Raw genomic sequence first — 16,000 nt, 5'->3', positions numbered from 1 at the left:
AATGGCGCCCTGTTGACGGTTCCAGATGAGCGGCTGCCGGTCTCGGGGCAGGGGATGAGACCGGCAGCGGCCTCCCGTCAGACGATCAGCCCCTTCATCGGCTGAACGGCTTGCGAGCCGGGGAAGACGACATCGGCCAGATGGCCGGCACTGGCGCCTAAGAGATCGACCGCCATGCCCTTCACCACCGCGCGGATATCGGTGGTGGCGGCAAGGTCGCGGGCTTCAAACAGCTGGCTGTCCTTGAGGCCCGGCCAGTCGGTGATGACGCGGCCACCGGCGACCGCCCCGCCGGCCAGGAAGGCCGTGGTGCCGGTGCCGTGGTCTGTGCCTTCGGTACCGTTGATGCGGGCGGTGCGGCCAAATTCGGTGGCGACCACAATGGCGGTATCCTTCCACACCGGCCCCAGTTCCTCGCGGAAGGCGGCGAGCGAATTATCGAGGCCTGACAGGAGTTTTGCCAGACGCTCTGTTTCCTGCGCATGCGTGTCCCAGCCTTCAAAGGCAAGGGCTGCGACGCGCGGTCCCTCCGGTTGTGCGAGAAGCCGTGCCGCCCCGCGTGCCATCTGCTCCATGCCGTTCGGATCGCCCGGTCCGCCGCGTGCCTTCACGTCGAGGCCGGAGGCGATCTTGCCGGTTTCGATGCCTTCCTTCAAAAGCTCCGACAGGAGCGGATCGGTCTTGCCGTAAAGCTGGGCAAGGCGCGGGGCAAGATCGCCATCGGCGGCCTTCAGCACAGAGGGCGCCCAGCCGAGCACCGGCGCCTTGCCGCGGATGACGAGCGGCGCATTGGCGCCGACCGACAGCCCGCGCACCCGCTCAGAGGCGCCGGGGGCGATCTTTTCGCCGGCCGGCAGGCCTTCCAGCAGGCGGTTCAGCCAGCCGGTTTCCACATGGCCGGGCGTTGAATAGCCCGATTCCAGCACGTCCTGCCCGTCGAAATGCGAGCGCTCGCGATAGGCGGTGGCACTGGCATGGACGACGGCTGCCTCTTTTGCCTGAAACATTTTCTGGAATTTCGGCATGGACGGGTGGAGCCCGAAAAAGCCGTCGAGCGGCAGCGCCGGCTTGTCGCCATCGAACCGCAGCGCGATCTGCTGGCGCAGGCCCTCGTAGTTCGGATCGCCGATCGGCGGCACCGCGGTCAGCCCATCCAGCGCACCGCGCAGGATGATGGTGACGAAGCGCGGATCACGCCCGCCCGCCGCATGGGCAAAACGCGGCATGAAGGCCCAGGCAAAGAGAGCGCCGGAAGCACCGAGCACGGCACGGCGGGTGGGAGAAATGTTTTCGCACAGCATGATCAGGCCCTCTGGAATTCGGGGGAAAGGAAGGCGATGGAAAGGCCTTGCGGCCGCGTTTCCGCCCGGGAGATTGCTTGCAGCGTGTCATCGGAGAGAAGCGGCCCGAACCGGTCACCGGCAAAGGCGCGTGGATCAATGGCTGCCGGCACCTGGCCGGCAAACAGGCTTGCCGCATCAATGCGGGTGGCAAGCCCTTCAGAGGAGGCCCAGGCGTCGCTTGCGTCGGAAAAACCGTTCGGCCCGGAGGGGTTCCACAAGGGTTGGCCGAGCGCATTCAGCACCGAAATGACCTGCTGCGGTTTCGGCTTGATGCCGGTGGTGCGCAGCACGGCCGTGACATATTGCTGTGGCGTGCGGATCTTTGTGAGCTGCGGGTTCCACGCTTCCTCGGCATCGACTAGCGCCATGTAGACCGCCGAGAGATCGCCGCCGGTCTTGGTATAGGCAGCGGCCAGTTTTGCCACGAGTGCCGGCGGCGGCTGGTCTGCCACGAAATGGCGCACCAGTTTTGTGGCGAGATGGCGGGCGGTTGCCGGGTGGCGGGCAAGATCGCGCAGCGCCGAGCGCCCCTGTTCCTCGCCGCCTTCGGCATAGGTGATGCCCATCACCGCATGGTCGCCCGGTTCATGCGCATAGGCATTGAAGACGAAGGTGCCTTGCGGGCCCGGCTTCTTCTCATCGCGAAACACCGTCCAGCCGGTGATGATGCGGGCAAGCGAGGTGACATCGGCCTGGGAGTAACCGCTGCCGACGCCGAGCGTGTGCAGTTCCATGATCTCGCGGGCGAGGTTTTCGTTGAGGCCACGCTTGCCGTTCTTGTTGGCGGGCGAATTGGGGCCGATGGACTGGCGGTTGTCGAGAAAGACCAGCATGGCCGGATGGGTTTCCACCGCCACCAGCATATCCTCGAAACGGCCGAACACATGCGGGCGGATGGCTTCCCGCTCGAAACAGCCGGCAAGGATGTGCACCTCGCCGCCCTTGGAGACAGCGATGGAAAAGTGGTTCGCCCAGAACTGCGCCAGCCGCTCGCCAAAGCCGATCAGCGGCTGGTGAATGGTGCCGTTGAAGCGCGCTTCTGTTTCGGCAAGCAGGATCTGCTGGGGATAATAGGGGCGTTTTGAGACGGAATCGGCCTGTTGCCCGGCGGGTTTCGCAGTCCCTGCGCCGGGCATGGTCTGCCCCGCGCTGTTGCCGGGAGCCGCTGCGCCTCCACCCATTCCACCCCCGGCCATTCCGCCAGCGCCCATTCCCCCAGCCCCCATGGCGCCCGCGGCCATGTCCGCACCACCCATTCCGGGGCCGGCGTTTGCGGGTTTTGCGGCAGATGGGGGCGGAGGAGATCCGGCAGCCGCCATTGCCGCCTCGCCGGGTTTTGCGGAAACCTGGGTCGGCTGCGGGCGCTCGCGCTCGGCCTTGACCTGTTCGTTGTAGTCGTAAAGCGAGACCAGAAGGTCCGCATGAGAGCGCAGCTCCGCGCCGACAGGCGTCGGTACCGCCTGTTCGACGATTTCCTGTCTCAGCAGATCGCGCGGATCCGCCTTGATCGCAGCGATGCTGCCTTCCTGTGCGCCGAGCCCGAAACGCCAGAGCGCAAGGGCGGCATCGATATCCTGAGGATTGGCCATGAGATAACCGAACTCCGTTGCGTGACTGCTCCTTCAACGGGCAGCGCGCTAAAAATCCGTCGGTTCTGAAATGTGATCATTTCGTGGCGGGGCGCGGTGCCTCGCGCTGGACCAACCCGTCGGCGAGGCGCCGGCGCTCATCGAGGGTGAGGCCTGCGGCAAAGTCCACGGCGCGCTTTTCCGTGGCCGCCCGCACGGCCATTTCCGCATCACGCGCCCGCTCCAGCGCATCCGACAGCGCCTGAGCATCCAGAACCGGCTTGCCCATGAGGGCAGCAGCCTCGACGCGGGCCTGGCGCGCCTCCTGCACGGTGGAACGCACCTCGCGGCGTGCATCCGACAGCGCCTTCTGGAAGTCGCCCCGCACATCGCTCGGCAACTGCTCGCCGGCGAGCGGCATACGGGTGAGGGGGGCTGCACCGCGGGCGTTGAGGTAGACGGCGCCTGCACCGGCAAGCGCGCAGAGAAGAAAGGTATTGGCCAGAAGAAGGCCGACAGTCAGGCGGCGAAAACGCGTCTCGTTCATTGCATCGTTCCGATCATCCCATTCGTCTCGCCGGCCGGTTCGCCGTCAATCGTGCCGAAGGCGGTTTCGGCCGTGCCCGCCGTTCCAAGCGTCAGTGCGGCCGGCACCACGCCATCGGAAAAGGGCAACGGCTGGCCGGGCATGATGACGGAGACCGCAACAGCCCCCGTCAGCCCGCCGGCAAGGCCAAGGCCGACAAGGCCCGCCCCCATCCATGAGGCGCGCAGCCGCCTCTGCCAGGTCGCACGCCGGGAGGCTGCGGCAAGCGCTTCCGGCGGCAGCACGCGGGCGACAAGGGAGGGCGAAGGCGAGGGTGCCTGATAACGCGACAGGATGGCATCCAGCCCTGCGGCCTTTTGCAGATAGGCCGCCCCCTCCGGGGTTTCGGCAAACCTCCCGGCGGCGGCGCGCCTCTCCTTCGGCCAGCGGCGCTCCTCTGCACCATAGGCATCGACAAGCGCGTAAAATTCCTGCGGGGTCATTGGGGGCGTCTCATTCGTCATCGTCTTCTCCCTTCAGGATGGCCTGCAACGCGCGCCGGCCACGCGACAGCAGGCTTTCCAGCGCATCGACGCTCACCTGCATCACCTCGGCCGCCTCGATATTCGACATCTCCTGGTAATAGACCAGGATGATCGCCTCGCGCTGGCGCGGCGCAATGGCCTGCAGCGCGCGCTCCACCCGCCGGCTTTCCGCTTCCCGGCCCACAACGCCGTCATCCGGCAAGGGGGCGTCATCGATCTGCTCGGGCGGCTCTGCCACCAGCACGTCGCGCCGCTTGCGCAGCGCATCGTAACACAGGTTGAGCGCCACCCGGTGCGCCCAGGTATCGAACCGCGCACGCCCCTGCCGCCAGCTGCCCGCCTGTTTCCAGATGCGCAAAAAAGTCTCCTGCGCCACATCTTCCGCTTCCGCCGCATCGCCCAGCATGCGGCTGGCCAGCGCCAGCAGCCGCGGCAGCTTTTTCTGAACCATCGCCCGCATGGCGGCCGCATCGCCTGACGCCACGGCCTTGACGAGATCTGCATCGGGATCGGGGTTCATAGGGAAAGACACCTGTCCATAGACCGCTCGATCGGGCAGCATGGCCCGGCGCGCATGCGGATACCCCGCCGGTCGCGGTTCCCTTGCACCCGTCTCGATTGAATGGCGATCTCCATTCTCCTGCCGCATCGTGACCCTTCGGTCAGCATCATGCCTGTTGAACGCCGCAATTACAAAAATCCGTCGGCGGCCTTCGGGCTTCGGGCAAATAAATTTGCTCGGCAGCAGTTCGCTTGAGGAAGAAAGCCAAAACGCGTATATCATACGATGATATACGCCATGGAGGCTACCGTGCGCACCCTCATCGATTTTGACGATGCCGCAATTGCGGCTCTTGATCGCATTGCCCGGCAGGAAAAGGTGTCGCGCAGCGCACTGGTGCGCGAGGCCGTCGCCGCCATGATCGAAAGACGCGTGAAGCCCGATTTTGACGAAGCCTTCGGCCTCTGGGCATCGGAAGAAGCGAGCGAGGATGGCCTTCGCTATCAGCGCGAGTTGCGAGCGCAGTGGTGAAGGCCCTTGTCGACACCAATATCCTGATCGATTACCTGAACGGAATAGAGGCGGCGCGGCAGGAAATGAGCCTCTACGACGACATCGCCATCAGCATGGTCACCTGGATGGAGGTGATGGTGGGTGCGCGCGAGCCGCACCGCGAGGCAACTGAGGCATTCCTTGCCCGCTTCGTTCTGGTTGAGATCGACCGTCCTGTTGCAGAAAAGACAGTTGCCTTGCGCCGGCAGCATCGCTTGAAACTGCCGGATGCCATTGTATGGGCAAGCGCCCAGGTGCAGGATCGCATCCTGGTAAGCCGGGATAGCAAGGATATGCCGACCGGGCACCCGGGTATCCGAATTCCCTATCAGCTCTGATCTACCGGTCGCTCACCTGCCAGCGCGGGTTGATCCACGGCTCCTGATTGGAGCGCGGCAGGGGATCTTTCCCGAGAATATGGTCGGCGGCCTTTTCGCCGGTCATGATCGAGGGGCCGTTGAGGTTGCCGTAAGTGACGTGCGGGAAGATGGAGCTGTCGGCGACGCGCAGGTTTTCCACGCCGATCACCCGGCACTGCGGATCGACCACCGCCATCGGATCATCTGAGCGGCCCATTTTGACCGTGCCGCAGGGGTGGTAGGCGCCTTCCAGATGTTCGGCGAGATAGGCGTCGATCTCCTCGTCGCTCTGCACACGGTCGCCCGGCGCCAATTCCGCCTCGCGGTAGGGGTCGAACGCCTTCTGGCCAAAGATCTCGCGGGTCACCCGCACCGCATGGCGGAATTTCACCCAGTCGTCCGGGTCGCTCATATAGTTGAAGCGCAGCACCGGCGCGTCCTTCGCATCCGGCGAGCGAAGCGTGACTGCGCCGCGCGATTTCGACATGTTGTAGCCGACATGGGCCTGGAAACCATGGCCCTCGGCCGAGGATTTTCCGTCGTAGGACACCGCTATCGGCAGGAAATGATACTGGATGTCAGGCCATTTGATGCCGGCGCCCGAGCGGATGAAGGCGGCGGCCTCGAACTGGTTTGACGTGCCAAGCCCGGTCTTGAAGAACAGCCATTCGGCCCCGACCACGCCCTTCCAGAACCAGTTGTTCTTCGAATGCAGCGTGATCGGCAGCTTTGACTTGAACTGGTGGTAATATTCCAGGTGGTCCTGCAGATTCTGCCCGACGCCCGGCCGGTCCGCCACGACGGAAATTCCCATGTCCTTCAAATGGGCGGCGGGCCCGATGCCCGACAGCATCAGGATCTTGGGCGAGTTGAAGGCGGAGGCTGCGACGATGACCTCGCGGTTCGCGCGGATCACCGCGATCTTGCCGCCCATCTCGACTTCCACGCCGATGGCTCGCCGCCCTTCCATCACCACCTTGCGGGCAAAGCAGCGGATCAGGTGGCAATTGTCGCGTTTCAGCGCCGGCTTCAGATAGGCATTGGCGGTGGACCAGCGGCGGCCCTGCCAGCTCGTCTGCTCCATCAGGCCAAAACCTTCCTGGCTGCGGCCGTTATAATCCTCCGTCACCGGAAAACCGGCCTGGCGCCCGGCCTCTATGAAGGCGCTGTAGAGCGGGTTTTTGGCGGCACCCCGGCGCACATGCATCGGCCCATCGGTGCCGCGCCAGCCGTCTTCCCCACCATGCGCATGCTCCATCCGCTTGAAATAGGGCAGCACATCCGCATACGCCCAGCCCTGCGCGCCCATCTCCTCCCAGCGGTTGAAATCCTCCGCATGGCCGCGCACGTAAACCATGCCGTTGATCGAGGAGGACCCGCCGACCACTTTTCCGCGCGGCGCGATCATGCGCCGGTTGTTGAGATGCGGTTCGGGTTCGGAGAGGTATCCCCAGTTGTAGCGCTCCATGTTCATCGGGTAGGCAAGCGCTGCCGGCATCTGTACGAAGGGTCCGACATCGGAACCGCCGAATTCCAGCACGATGACGCTGTGCCTGCCATCTTCCGACAGGCGGTAGGCCATGGCCGCCCCTGCGGAGCCGGAACCGATGATGACGAAATCTGCCTGCATGTCAGCAATCCATGGTTGCGTTAATTATAGCTGTGGGCTATGTTGATGCGATGAAGCCGGTTGAGTATTCTAACGCCGCGAAGAAGAGCCTGAGCCGGATGCAGCCGAAGCGAGAGGCTGCCATCAAGGCGAAGGTCGATGCGTTCGCCCGTGGGGAGCGTGTCGATCTGAAGCGATTGGCCGGAAGCTCGCTGGCGCGGATCCGGGTCGGCGACGACCGGGTCATCATCGACGAACGTACGAACCTCGTCCTCGTGGTCAATATCGGCCCAAGAGGTGGGATCTATAAGGATTAGGCCATGGGTGTTTTCAACAGAACGGTCATCGACGGTCAGCCATTTGTCCTCGTCCCGGAGGAAGAGTTCGAGGACATGATGGATATCATTATGGCCAAGGAAATCATGGCTCGGATCGAAGCCGGAGAGGAGACCTGGCCGGCGGAACTCGTTTACGAACTCAGCCAAACCGACAGCCGCATCCGCACCTACCGCACCTACCGCAAACTCACCGTCTCCGAGCTTGCAGAAGCCGCCGGCATCTCGCAGCCCTACCTGTCCGAGATCGAAAGCGGCAAGAAGACCGGTTCCATCGATGTGTTGAAGCGCATTGCGGCGGCCCTGAAAGTGGATCTCGACGATATCGTGATGTGAGGGGCGGGTGCGCTGGCCATACCCCCCTCTGTCCTGCCGGACATCTCCCCCACACGGGGGGAGATCGGCAAGCCGCGTTCTCCCAGCAGGCCCGACCCCATTGAAGACCGGCGAAAGGTCGACCCCATCCGATCTCCCCCCTTGTGGGGGAGATGCCCGGCAGGGCAGAGGGGGGCAAACGGTCGCGACGGCCAGCTGCATCTCAATACGGCGCCTCGCACGGTCCCATGCCGACATAGACCGTCTTCAGTTCCGAATAATGTTCCAGCGCTGCGGCCGAATTCTCCCGGCCGAAGCCAGATTGCTTTGATCCGCCGAAGGGAATTTCCACCGGGCAGAGATTGTAGGTGTTGATCCACAGCGTGCCCGCTTCCAGCTGGTCCACCACGCGGTGGGCGCGGGTGATGTCGCGGGTAAAGACGCCGGCGGAAAGGCCGAACTCGGTGGCATTGGCGCGCGCGATCGCCTCTTCTTCGGTCTCGAAATCCAAGACGCACATCACCGGCCCAAAAATTTCCTCACGCGCGATGGTCATCTCGTCGGTCACATCGGCAAACACCGTCGGCTGGATGTAAAAACCTTCGCCGGAAACGGTGTTGGGAATGCCGCCGCCGCAGATGAGCGTTGCGCCTTCCGCCTTGCCCTTTTCGATATAGGCCAGCACCTTTTCGCGCTGCGTGAACGAAACGAGCGGCCCCATCTGGGTGGCCTGATCTTCCGGATCGCCGATGACGATCGCCTCGGTGCGCTCCTTCAGGCGCGCGAGGAATGTGTCGCGCAGGTTTTTCTGCACGAAGACCCGGGTGCCGTTGGAGCAGACCTGGCCCGACGAATAGAAATTGCCGAGCATGGCGCCGGAGATGGCGCTTTCCAGATCGGCATCGTCAAAGACGAGGATCGGCGACTTGCCGCCAAGCTCCATCGTCACGTGTTTCAGTTGGGCCGCGGCGGCCCCCGCCACCTTGCGGCCCGTCGGTACGGAACCGGTCAGCGACACTTTTGCGACGTCTGCGTGATTGACAAGCAGAGGTCCCGTGTCGCGGTCGCCCTGGATGACGTTGAAGACGCCCTTCGGCAGGCCGGCCTCGATCAGGATCTCGGCAATCTTCAGGGCGCCGAGCGGCGTCACTTCGGAGGGCTTGAACACCATGGCATTGCCGGCGGCAAGCGCTGGTGCTGCCTTCCAGCAGGCGATCTGCTGGGGATAGTTCCAGGCGCCGATGCCGACGACCACGCCAAGCGGCACGCGTTTCGTATAAGCCCAATCGCCGCCGAGCGGGATCTGGCTGCCGTTCAGCGCCGTGGCGATGATGCCGCCGAAGAATTCCAGGCTGTCGGCGCCGGAGGAGGGGTCGGCGACGATGGTTTCCTGGATCGGCTTGCCGGTGTCGAGCGTTTCGAGTTCCGACAGTGCGCGGTTGCGCTCGCGGATGAGGTCGGCCGCCTTTTTCAGCACGCGGCCGCGCTGGGCAGGGCTGAAACCGGCCCATTCCTTTTGCGCCCGTTTTGCGGACGCGACGGCCGCATCGACAATCGCAGGCGTTGCCGCATGCAGGCGGGCAATCACTTCGCCGGTTGCCGGGTAGATGCTCTCGATCACCGTGCCGGCGGTATCCTCGACATAGGCGCCATCGATGAAATGGGAGGCGGGCGGTTGGGCTTTCATATCCGGTCTCCAGACGGGGAAGGGGCGGTCTTTTGGGCGAGCTGCCCGCTTACATAATCCTCCACCAGTGTGACGGAGGTTTCGATGGAGAGCGTGGCGGTGCGCAGGCTGCGGCGAATGTAGAGCCCGTCGATGAGGGCTGCGGCCCCTTCGGCAATGCGTCCGGCTTCGGCGCGGCCGCAGAGCGGGTTAAGGCCCGACATCAGGTTGGAATGAAGCCGGCGCGCGTAAAGCATCAGCAGGCGGCGCACCTCTTCAAAACGCTGCGCCTCGGAATAGAAAGCGAGCCAGGCGGCCACCACGTCAGGGGCGAACTGGTCGGCGTCGAAGGAGACGCGAATGACGGCCGAGATACGCTCCCGGGGAGTCGATGCCTGAGCGAGCGCCGAAACCGCATCGGCGCGCAACTGGCTCAGCAGCGTCCGGATGGTGGCGATCAGCAGCTGCTGCTTGCTGCCGAAATAATGATGCGCAAGCGCTGCCGAAACGCCGGCCTCGCGGGCGATCTGCGACATCGTGACATCCAGCGAACCTTGGCTGCCGATGGTGCGCAGGGCCGCTTCCACCAGCGCCTTGCGGCGCACCGGTTCCATTCCAAGCTTGGGCATCTGTGTCTCCTGATGCCGGCAGTATATTTTTGATTGACTGATCAATCAATAAAAAATCGCGCAGGATTTCGGCCTGCCAGGCGGCCGCAAGCTTCCCGCCTCCGCCGGAGGGCCGGCATGCTCGAACGAAACTGGGGACTGTCATCAAACCTTCATCTGGCGGCAAGACTTCTTTGACGAATGACAGGCGATTGTCTGTCGTATTTTTATCGTTTGCGTCCGAGCCTGGAAGATCGTTATGTCGCGCGTTGTCACGCCGGAAGACCCTGTCTTGAGACGCTATGCGAACGACCAGCTGTTGCCGCTTGCCAAGCTTGCGCTGGAAAACGCCTTCCAGCCGATCGTGGAACTGGCGACCGGCCGGGTCTTCGGTTACGAAACGCTGATGCGCGGACAGGAGCGGCTGGGCTTCCGCTCGCCGCTGGAGCTTCTGGATACGGCAGCCGAAGCCAACCAGCTGCTCGGGCTGGAGCAGATGATGGCCGGGCGGGCGCTTGCCAAGTTTGCCACGCTGCCCGATTTTGCCAGCCACACGCTGTTCATCAATCTGGATGCGCGCCTCATCCGCGAGGGTCAGCTCGTGGTGGAAAAGCTGGTGCACCACCTCTCGAAGGCCGATATTCCGCCATCCTCCATCTGCTTTGAACTGTCGGAGCGGTTCGACAACACCAGCGCGCCGGAATTTGCCGCCCTGATCGCCACCATGCGCAAATCGGGCTTCAAGCTTGCCATCGACGATTTTGGCGTTGGCCACGCCGAAATGAAGCTCCTGTGCGAATTTCCCGTCGATTACCTGAAGATTGACCGGCATTTCATCAACGGACTGGAGACCAGCCCGCGCAAGCGCCACCTGGTGCGCAACATCGTCAACATTGCGCATGTGCTCGGCGTGCGGGTGATTGCCGAAGGGGTGGAAAGCGAGGCGGAGTGCCTGGCCTGTCGCGAATTCGGGGTGGATCTGGTGCAGGGCTGGTTCATTGCTCGGCCCACCGCCTTTCTCAGCGAATTGCAGCCGGCCTTTCCCCATCTCGTCCATCTCGGGCGCGGGCGCCGTTCCAGCCAGTCGCTGGACGAGATTCTTATCCGCAAGCAGATCGAGATGCTGCCGACGGTGTTCGAAAACGACAGCGTCGATACGGTGTTCGAGCTGTTTCGCGCCAATCCGCGCCAGGCCTTCTTTCCGGTGCTCAACGCCAATGGCGAGCCGCGCGGCATCATCAGCGAATATCACCTGAAGGAATATATCTACCGTCCCTTCGGCCGCGACCTGTTGAAGAACAAGATCTACGAGCGCTCCATTGCCCATTTCGTCGAGGGTGCGCCGATTGTCGGGCTCGATGCCAATGCCGAGCGGTTGATGCATATATTTGCCAATATGGATGGCAGCGATTGCGTCATCCTCACCGAAAACATGCGCTATGCCGGCATCGTGTCGGCCGCCTCGCTGATCAAGGTCATCAACGAGAAGCAGCTGAAGGTGGCGCAGGACCAGAACCCGCTGACCGGCCTTCCCGGCAATCGCGCCATCCGCGATTTCATGCAGGAAGTGGGCCGCGACGACGACCAGACGCGCTTCTTCTGCTACTGCGACTTCGACCACTTCAAGCCGTTCAACGATCATTACGGCTTCCAGAGGGGCGATCATGCGCTCTCGCTGTTTGCTGCGCTGATGAAGCGCTATTTCTTCTCCGAAGGCGATTTTCTCGGCCATGTCGGCGGCGACGATTTCTTCATCGGCCTTTCCGACTGGACGCGCGAGGAACTGTCGGAAATCCTCGGGCGCCTGCTGTCGGATTTCCATGCGGATGTCGTGGAGCTGTATTCGGCCGAGGATCGCGCTGCCGGCAGCATTCGCGCCCATGACCGCAGCGGCACCGAGCGGGATTTTCCCCTTCTGCGCTGTTCCATCGGCGTGGTGGAACTGCCGGCCGGCCTGCTGCTCGATGATGTCGGGCCCATCAGCGCGGCCATTGCCGCGGTGAAGGCGCAGGCCAAGGATTGCGAGAGCGGGCTGGTGTTTTCGCTCCTGCACGGGGCAGGCTGAGGCGACACCGCCGGCCGCCCCCCGCGTCAGCGCGCCGCCTTTCCAACCAGTCGTCCCTGTCCTACATCAGGAAGCCGAACGAGAGGACAAGCTGATGACCCTTCCCGACACCATGCGCCATGTCGACCTGCCGTCCTTCGGCGCGCCTCAGGTGATGACCTTTGCCACGGGGCCGGTGCCGCGTCCGCGCGCCGGCGAAATTCTGGTGAAGGTCGAGGCGGCGGGCGTGAACCGCCCGGATGTCGCCCAGCGGCAGGGAACCTATCCGCCGCCGAAGGATGCAAGCCCGATTCTCGGGCTCGAAGTTGCCGGCACGGTGGCAGCGCTTGGCGAGGGCGTCAGCGACTTTTCCCTCGGCGATCCGGTCTGCGGTCTGGCGAATGGTGGCGGCTATGCCGAATATGCGGTCATTCCGGCTGGCCAGGCGCTGGCCTTCCCCAATGGCTATGATGCGGTGAGGGCCGCTGCCGTTCCGGAAACCTTCTTCACCGTCTGGGCAAACCTCTTCCAGATGGCCGGGCTGACGGAGGGCGAAAGCGTGCTCATCCATGGCGGCACCTCCGGCATCGGCACCACCGCGATCCAGCTCGCGCGGGCGTTTGGCGCGACCGTTTTCACCACCGCGGGTTCCGCGGAAAAATGTGCTGCCTGCGAAACCCTCGGCGCGACGAAGGCGATCAACTACAAGACGGAGGATTTCGTCTCGGTGGTGAAGGATGTGACCGGCGATGCCGGCGTCGATGTGGTGCTCGACATGATCGGGGCCGCCTATTTCGAAAAGAACCTCTCCGTGCTGGCCAAGGACGGCTGCCTCTCGATCATCGCCTTCCTCGGCGGGGCGGTGGCCGACAAGGTCAATCTGTCGCCGATCATGGTCAAGCGCCTGACGGTGACCGGCTCCACCATGCGCCCGCGCACGGCAGAAGAAAAGCGCGCGATCCGCGATGATCTCGCCACCCATGTCTGGCCGCTTCTGGAAGCCGGAACCGTTGCCCCGGTCATCCATACGGTGCTGCCGTTCGACGCCGTCGTTGAAGCCCATGAGCTGATGGAGACGAGCAACCATATCGGCAAGATCGTGCTGAAACTTTGATGAGGCGCCCCCGCAGAGGGGCGCGCCGGATCGGTCGGTAACGCCTTTCCGAACTTTGTCATATAACGTGCCTTGCATGGAAGCCCGATCGATCCTACCTTCTTCTCAACAGCAACGTAACGAAAGGAAGGTGATCCAATGTCGAGTGAGATTTCGGTCTGCAAGTCGGACAATGGAAAGGTTACGGTTTTGACGGGGCAGCCCTCGGCCTGATCCACACTTTCCTCGGGGCCCGCAGCCTGGCTGCCGTCCCGGTCTGGTGATACAGACCAAACTCATGGAAGGGTCGCGAAAGCGGCCCTTTTCCTTTTTCAGGCTTCCCGTTTGGCAGCGTTACACGCCGATCCGGCCGAAGGCCGGGATCTTGATGCCGGGACGGGCAAGATCGAGACCCGCGACCAGCCCCAGAAAATGCACCTCGAAACCGCTTCGCAGGCCGGCCGACAGGCCGATGAGGCCACGCAGCGTCACATGCACGTCGCGCCAGTCGTCATCAATGTGGAAAAATTCGCCGTCGGGCAGATAGTCGCGTCCCACCGCATGCGGCGGCAGCACCGCGCCAAGCTCGGGCACGCTGCGCAGCACGAAGGCGACGAAGGTGTTGGAATTGGGCCCCGGCCAGATCGTATAGCCGCCCGGTTCCGCATACGGATAGGCGGAAATGGCGCTTTCGACCTTCGGGATCAGCAGTTCGGCCTGCCGGCCGGTGATGGCCACCACCTGTTGCGGCCGGTTGGAATACCAGAAGGCATCGGCGGGGCGATGGTTGCGGCGGATCGGATTGCCCCAGCCCACCTTGTCGTAGCGCATATAGGCGTTCGCGCCCTTTTCCTTCGTGACGATCCAGGCATGGCTGGCCACGGAGCCTTTCAGCCCGCCGGTTGCGGCCGAAAACACATAGATGGCGGCGTCCTCGTCGGCATCCGGCCTCGGCAGAATGCCGGCCGAACCCCAGTTCGCCTCGCTCCAGCGCGCCGGCCGGTCCTGCAGCGCCCACCAGCCGGCAGCCGCGAAGGTCGGCAGAAGATAGATCACCAGAATGGCCAGCAACAACCGCTTCACAGCCTTCATCTTGAGCGTTTCCATGTCCGTTCGTCGCTGACAGCCGCGCGGTCCGGGCAACCGTCCGGCATGTGCCTTCGGGGGTGGGAGGTCCAGCGCACCCGCCATATCGTTTTGCGCCGCTTACGCAATCGCGCTATGACCTGATGAAAGCAGCAACATCAGGGCATTCCCATGCAAAATCCCGTTACCGTCGAAGTCACCCGCGGCAATCGCGTCGAAAGCCGCCATCGCGGCATTGCCGTGGTGGTGGATGGGGCGGGCAGAAGCGTCTTTTCGCTCGGCGATGTCGATCAGCCTGTGTTTCCCCGCTCGGCCTGCAAGGCCATGCAGGCGCTGCCGCTCATCGAAAGCGGAGCTGCCGACGCCTTTGGGCTGACGGCCTCGGAACTTGCGCTGTCCTGCGCCTCGCATTCGGGCGAGGAGGCGCATGTGGCAACGGCGGCCGGCATGCTGAAAAAGGCCGGCCATGATCTCACCGTGCTGGAATGCGGCGCCCATTGGTCATCCGACCAGCAGACGCTGATCCACCAGGCCCGCACGCTCGATGCGCCGACGGCGCTGCACAACAACTGTTCGGGAAAACATTCCGGCTTCATTTGCACTTGCGTTCAATCCGGTTTCGATCAGAAGGGCTATGTCGGTTACGATCATCCGCTGCAGGCGGAAATCCGCGCCGTGATGGCGGATCTGACCGGTGCATCCCTCGGCACAGATAATTGCGGCACCGACGGCTGCTCGATCCCAACCTATGCCGTGCCGCTGAAGGGCCTTGCGCATGGCTTTGCTAGGATGCTGACCGGCGAAGGGATTTCAGCCTCGCGGGCAAAGGCGTCGCGCCGGCTGATGGAGGCCTGCATGGCCGAACCCTTTTACGTGGCCGGCACCGGGCGCGCCTGCACGCGCCTGATGCAGGTGGCGCCCGGAAAGATCTTTGCCAAGACCGGCGCCGAAGGCGTCTTCGTCGCAGCGCTGCCGGACCAGGGCGTGGCCATTGCCGTCAAATGCGAGGACGGCACGACACGCGCCGCCGAGGCCATGATCTTTGCGCTGATCGCCCGTCAGTTCGAGCCGGGCAGCGAGACCCGTGAGACATTGCTGGGCATGGCCAACCGCACCATGAAGAACTGGAACGGTATTCCCGTGGGCGATATCCGCGTGACGGATGCGCTGTTTGCGTGATGCTATTGGGGGCTTCAGGCGTCGTGCCGCCCCTCATCTGCCTGCCGGCATCTTCTCACCGCGGGAGACGCGATGTGGGGGGCTGGCGCGGTCGCCAAGGATGGATACCGTAAAAATTCAGATCGTCTCGCCGATCCGGGCGGTTCCGGTCTGGCCGTTGTCGCGGATCCATTTCAGCGTCCGCTCGCCGGTCCGGTAGAGTTCAAAGCACATCGGCGCGCCCTTGTACCAGGTGGAAAACTGCTGGCAGAGGCGGTTTTCGCGAATCCACCATTTGCCGGTGTCGTTCGGCTTGGCGAAGCGCCCGAGGCCGACCGCTTCGCCGGAGCCATCCACCGTGCCGGAGCGGCGATAGTTGAGCGGAAACTCGCCGCCCAGCGGTGCGGCCAGATAGATGCGCTTGCCGACGATCAGTCGCTCTATGTCGCTGTTGGAAAATCGGTCCCCCTCGGGCCGCGCCGGCAGCGCAAGAGCGGTGAGAATGGCAAGCACCAGCGGCAGGGTGCGAAGAAGGGGCGGCAGGCGGGTCAACATCGGCAATCTCCTGTGGCAGGGGCGCATCATGCGCCGCGGTCCGGGGCAGACGTCCCGATGCGCCGCGGATCGTCCGGACGCCATGCCACCGCCGACCTGGGGCCAGGCGTCGCAAACCATCCGGATGCGCTCACTA

17 protein-coding genes are annotated in these 16,000 nt (G+C 63.7%); 7 read left to right on the top strand and 10 right to left on the bottom strand.

Annotated elements, in window-relative coordinates; all coding sequences use genetic code 11:
• Nucleotides 1-77 precede the first annotated feature (77 nt).
• From J2858_RS02755 to J2858_RS02735, 5 genes are all read right to left on the bottom strand, one after another.
• Nucleotides 78-1,301 (bottom strand): DUF1501 domain-containing protein, encoded by a 1,224-nt coding sequence (locus tag J2858_RS02755; protein ID WP_210103208.1) that lies wholly within the window; start codon nucleotides 1,299-1,301, stop codon nucleotides 78-80.
• Between the two features lie 2 nt (nucleotides 1,302-1,303).
• A complete protein-coding gene (locus J2858_RS02750; RefSeq protein ID WP_210103207.1) occupies nucleotides 1,304-2,932 on the bottom strand; it encodes a DUF1800 domain-containing protein in 1,629 nt (542 codons plus the stop codon).
• 76 nt (nucleotides 2,933-3,008) lie between these two features.
• A complete protein-coding gene (locus J2858_RS02745) occupies nucleotides 3,009-3,458 on the bottom strand; it encodes a periplasmic heavy metal sensor (protein WP_210103206.1) in 450 nt (149 codons plus the stop codon).
• Nucleotides 3,455-3,961, bottom strand: a complete 507-nt coding sequence (locus J2858_RS02740; protein WP_210103205.1) for a hypothetical protein — start codon at nucleotides 3,959-3,961, stop codon at nucleotides 3,455-3,457. Before J2858_RS02740 ends, J2858_RS02745 begins: the two co-directional genes overlap by 4 nt.
• Nucleotides 3,951-4,502 carry an RNA polymerase sigma factor gene (locus J2858_RS02735; RefSeq protein WP_210103204.1) on the bottom strand — a complete coding sequence of 184 codons (552 nt, stop codon included), beginning with the start codon at nucleotides 4,500-4,502 and terminating at the stop codon, nucleotides 3,951-3,953. The genes J2858_RS02740 and J2858_RS02735 overlap by 11 nt, the downstream gene beginning before the upstream one ends.
• Before the next feature lie 291 nt (nucleotides 4,503-4,793).
• Between J2858_RS02735 and J2858_RS02730 the strand changes: the two genes are divergently transcribed.
• Both J2858_RS02730 and J2858_RS02725 read left to right on the top strand, forming a co-directional pair.
• A complete protein-coding gene (locus J2858_RS02730) occupies nucleotides 4,794-5,015 on the top strand; it encodes a CopG family transcriptional regulator (RefSeq protein ID WP_210103203.1) in 222 nt (73 codons plus the stop codon).
• Entirely contained in the window at nucleotides 5,012-5,374 is a 363-nt protein-coding gene (locus tag J2858_RS02725) for a type II toxin-antitoxin system VapC family toxin (RefSeq protein ID WP_348635436.1), read from the top strand. The genes J2858_RS02730 and J2858_RS02725 overlap by 4 nt, the downstream gene beginning before the upstream one ends.
• Nucleotide 5,375: 1 nt before the next feature.
• Here J2858_RS02725 and betA read toward each other — a convergent pair whose 3' ends face one another.
• Nucleotides 5,376-7,025: a choline dehydrogenase gene (gene betA / locus J2858_RS02720; protein WP_210103201.1), complete on the bottom strand. Its 1,650-nt coding sequence runs from the start codon at nucleotides 7,023-7,025 to the stop codon at nucleotides 5,376-5,378.
• Between the two features lie 98 nt (nucleotides 7,026-7,123).
• Between betA and J2858_RS02715 the strand changes: the two genes are divergently transcribed.
• Nucleotides 7,124-7,321 carry a type II toxin-antitoxin system RelE family toxin gene (locus J2858_RS02715; RefSeq protein ID WP_245365523.1) on the top strand — a complete coding sequence of 66 codons (198 nt, stop codon included), beginning with the start codon at nucleotides 7,124-7,126 and terminating at the stop codon, nucleotides 7,319-7,321.
• A 3-nt stretch (nucleotides 7,322-7,324) separates the two neighbouring features.
• Entirely contained in the window at nucleotides 7,325-7,675 is a 351-nt protein-coding gene (locus tag J2858_RS02710; RefSeq protein ID WP_210103200.1) for a helix-turn-helix domain-containing protein, read from the top strand.
• Nucleotides 7,676-7,877: 202 nt separating this feature from the next.
• Here the strand turns inward: J2858_RS02710 and betB are convergent, their stop codons facing one another.
• A complete protein-coding gene (betB, locus tag J2858_RS02705) occupies nucleotides 7,878-9,341 on the bottom strand; it encodes a betaine-aldehyde dehydrogenase (protein ID WP_210103199.1) in 1,464 nt (487 codons plus the stop codon).
• A complete protein-coding gene (betI, locus tag J2858_RS02700; RefSeq protein ID WP_210103198.1) occupies nucleotides 9,338-9,949 on the bottom strand; it encodes a transcriptional regulator BetI in 612 nt (203 codons plus the stop codon). The genes betB and betI overlap by 4 nt, the downstream gene beginning before the upstream one ends.
• Nucleotides 9,950-10,187: 238 nt before the next feature.
• On the opposite strand from betI, the gene J2858_RS02695 reads away from it, so the two are divergent.
• Nucleotides 10,188-11,993, top strand: coding sequence for a bifunctional diguanylate cyclase/phosphodiesterase (locus J2858_RS02695; RefSeq protein WP_210103197.1), 1,806 nt, complete (start codon nucleotides 10,188-10,190; stop codon nucleotides 11,991-11,993).
• Between the two features lie 94 nt (nucleotides 11,994-12,087).
• The gene (locus tag J2858_RS02690) at nucleotides 12,088-13,086 is read left to right on the top strand and encodes an NAD(P)H-quinone oxidoreductase (RefSeq protein WP_210103196.1); all 999 of its coding nucleotides are present in this window, start codon (nucleotides 12,088-12,090) and stop codon (nucleotides 13,084-13,086) included.
• A gap of 333 nt (nucleotides 13,087-13,419) precedes the next feature.
• Here J2858_RS02690 and J2858_RS02685 read toward each other — a convergent pair whose 3' ends face one another.
• Complete coding sequence (locus J2858_RS02685) at nucleotides 13,420-14,157, bottom strand: DUF3750 domain-containing protein (protein ID WP_210104104.1); 738 nt, start codon at nucleotides 14,155-14,157, stop codon at nucleotides 13,420-13,422.
• Between the two features lie 165 nt (nucleotides 14,158-14,322).
• On the opposite strand from J2858_RS02685, the gene J2858_RS02680 reads away from it, so the two are divergent.
• The gene (locus J2858_RS02680) at nucleotides 14,323-15,330 is read left to right on the top strand and encodes an asparaginase (RefSeq protein ID WP_210103195.1); all 1,008 of its coding nucleotides are present in this window, start codon (nucleotides 14,323-14,325) and stop codon (nucleotides 15,328-15,330) included.
• Between the two features lie 117 nt (nucleotides 15,331-15,447).
• On the opposite strand, the gene J2858_RS02675 is transcribed toward J2858_RS02680, so the two are convergent.
• Nucleotides 15,448-15,864 (bottom strand): hypothetical protein, encoded by a 417-nt coding sequence (locus tag J2858_RS02675; protein ID WP_245365522.1) that lies wholly within the window; start codon nucleotides 15,862-15,864, stop codon nucleotides 15,448-15,450.
• Nucleotides 15,865-16,000: the final 136 nt, after the last annotated feature.

The sequence above is a fragment of the Neorhizobium galegae genome (assembly GCF_017877135.1).
GTDB classification, from domain to species: Bacteria; Pseudomonadota; Alphaproteobacteria; order Rhizobiales; family Rhizobiaceae; genus Neorhizobium; species Neorhizobium galegae_A.
This window is presented reverse-complemented; position numbering and strand designations above follow the sequence as displayed.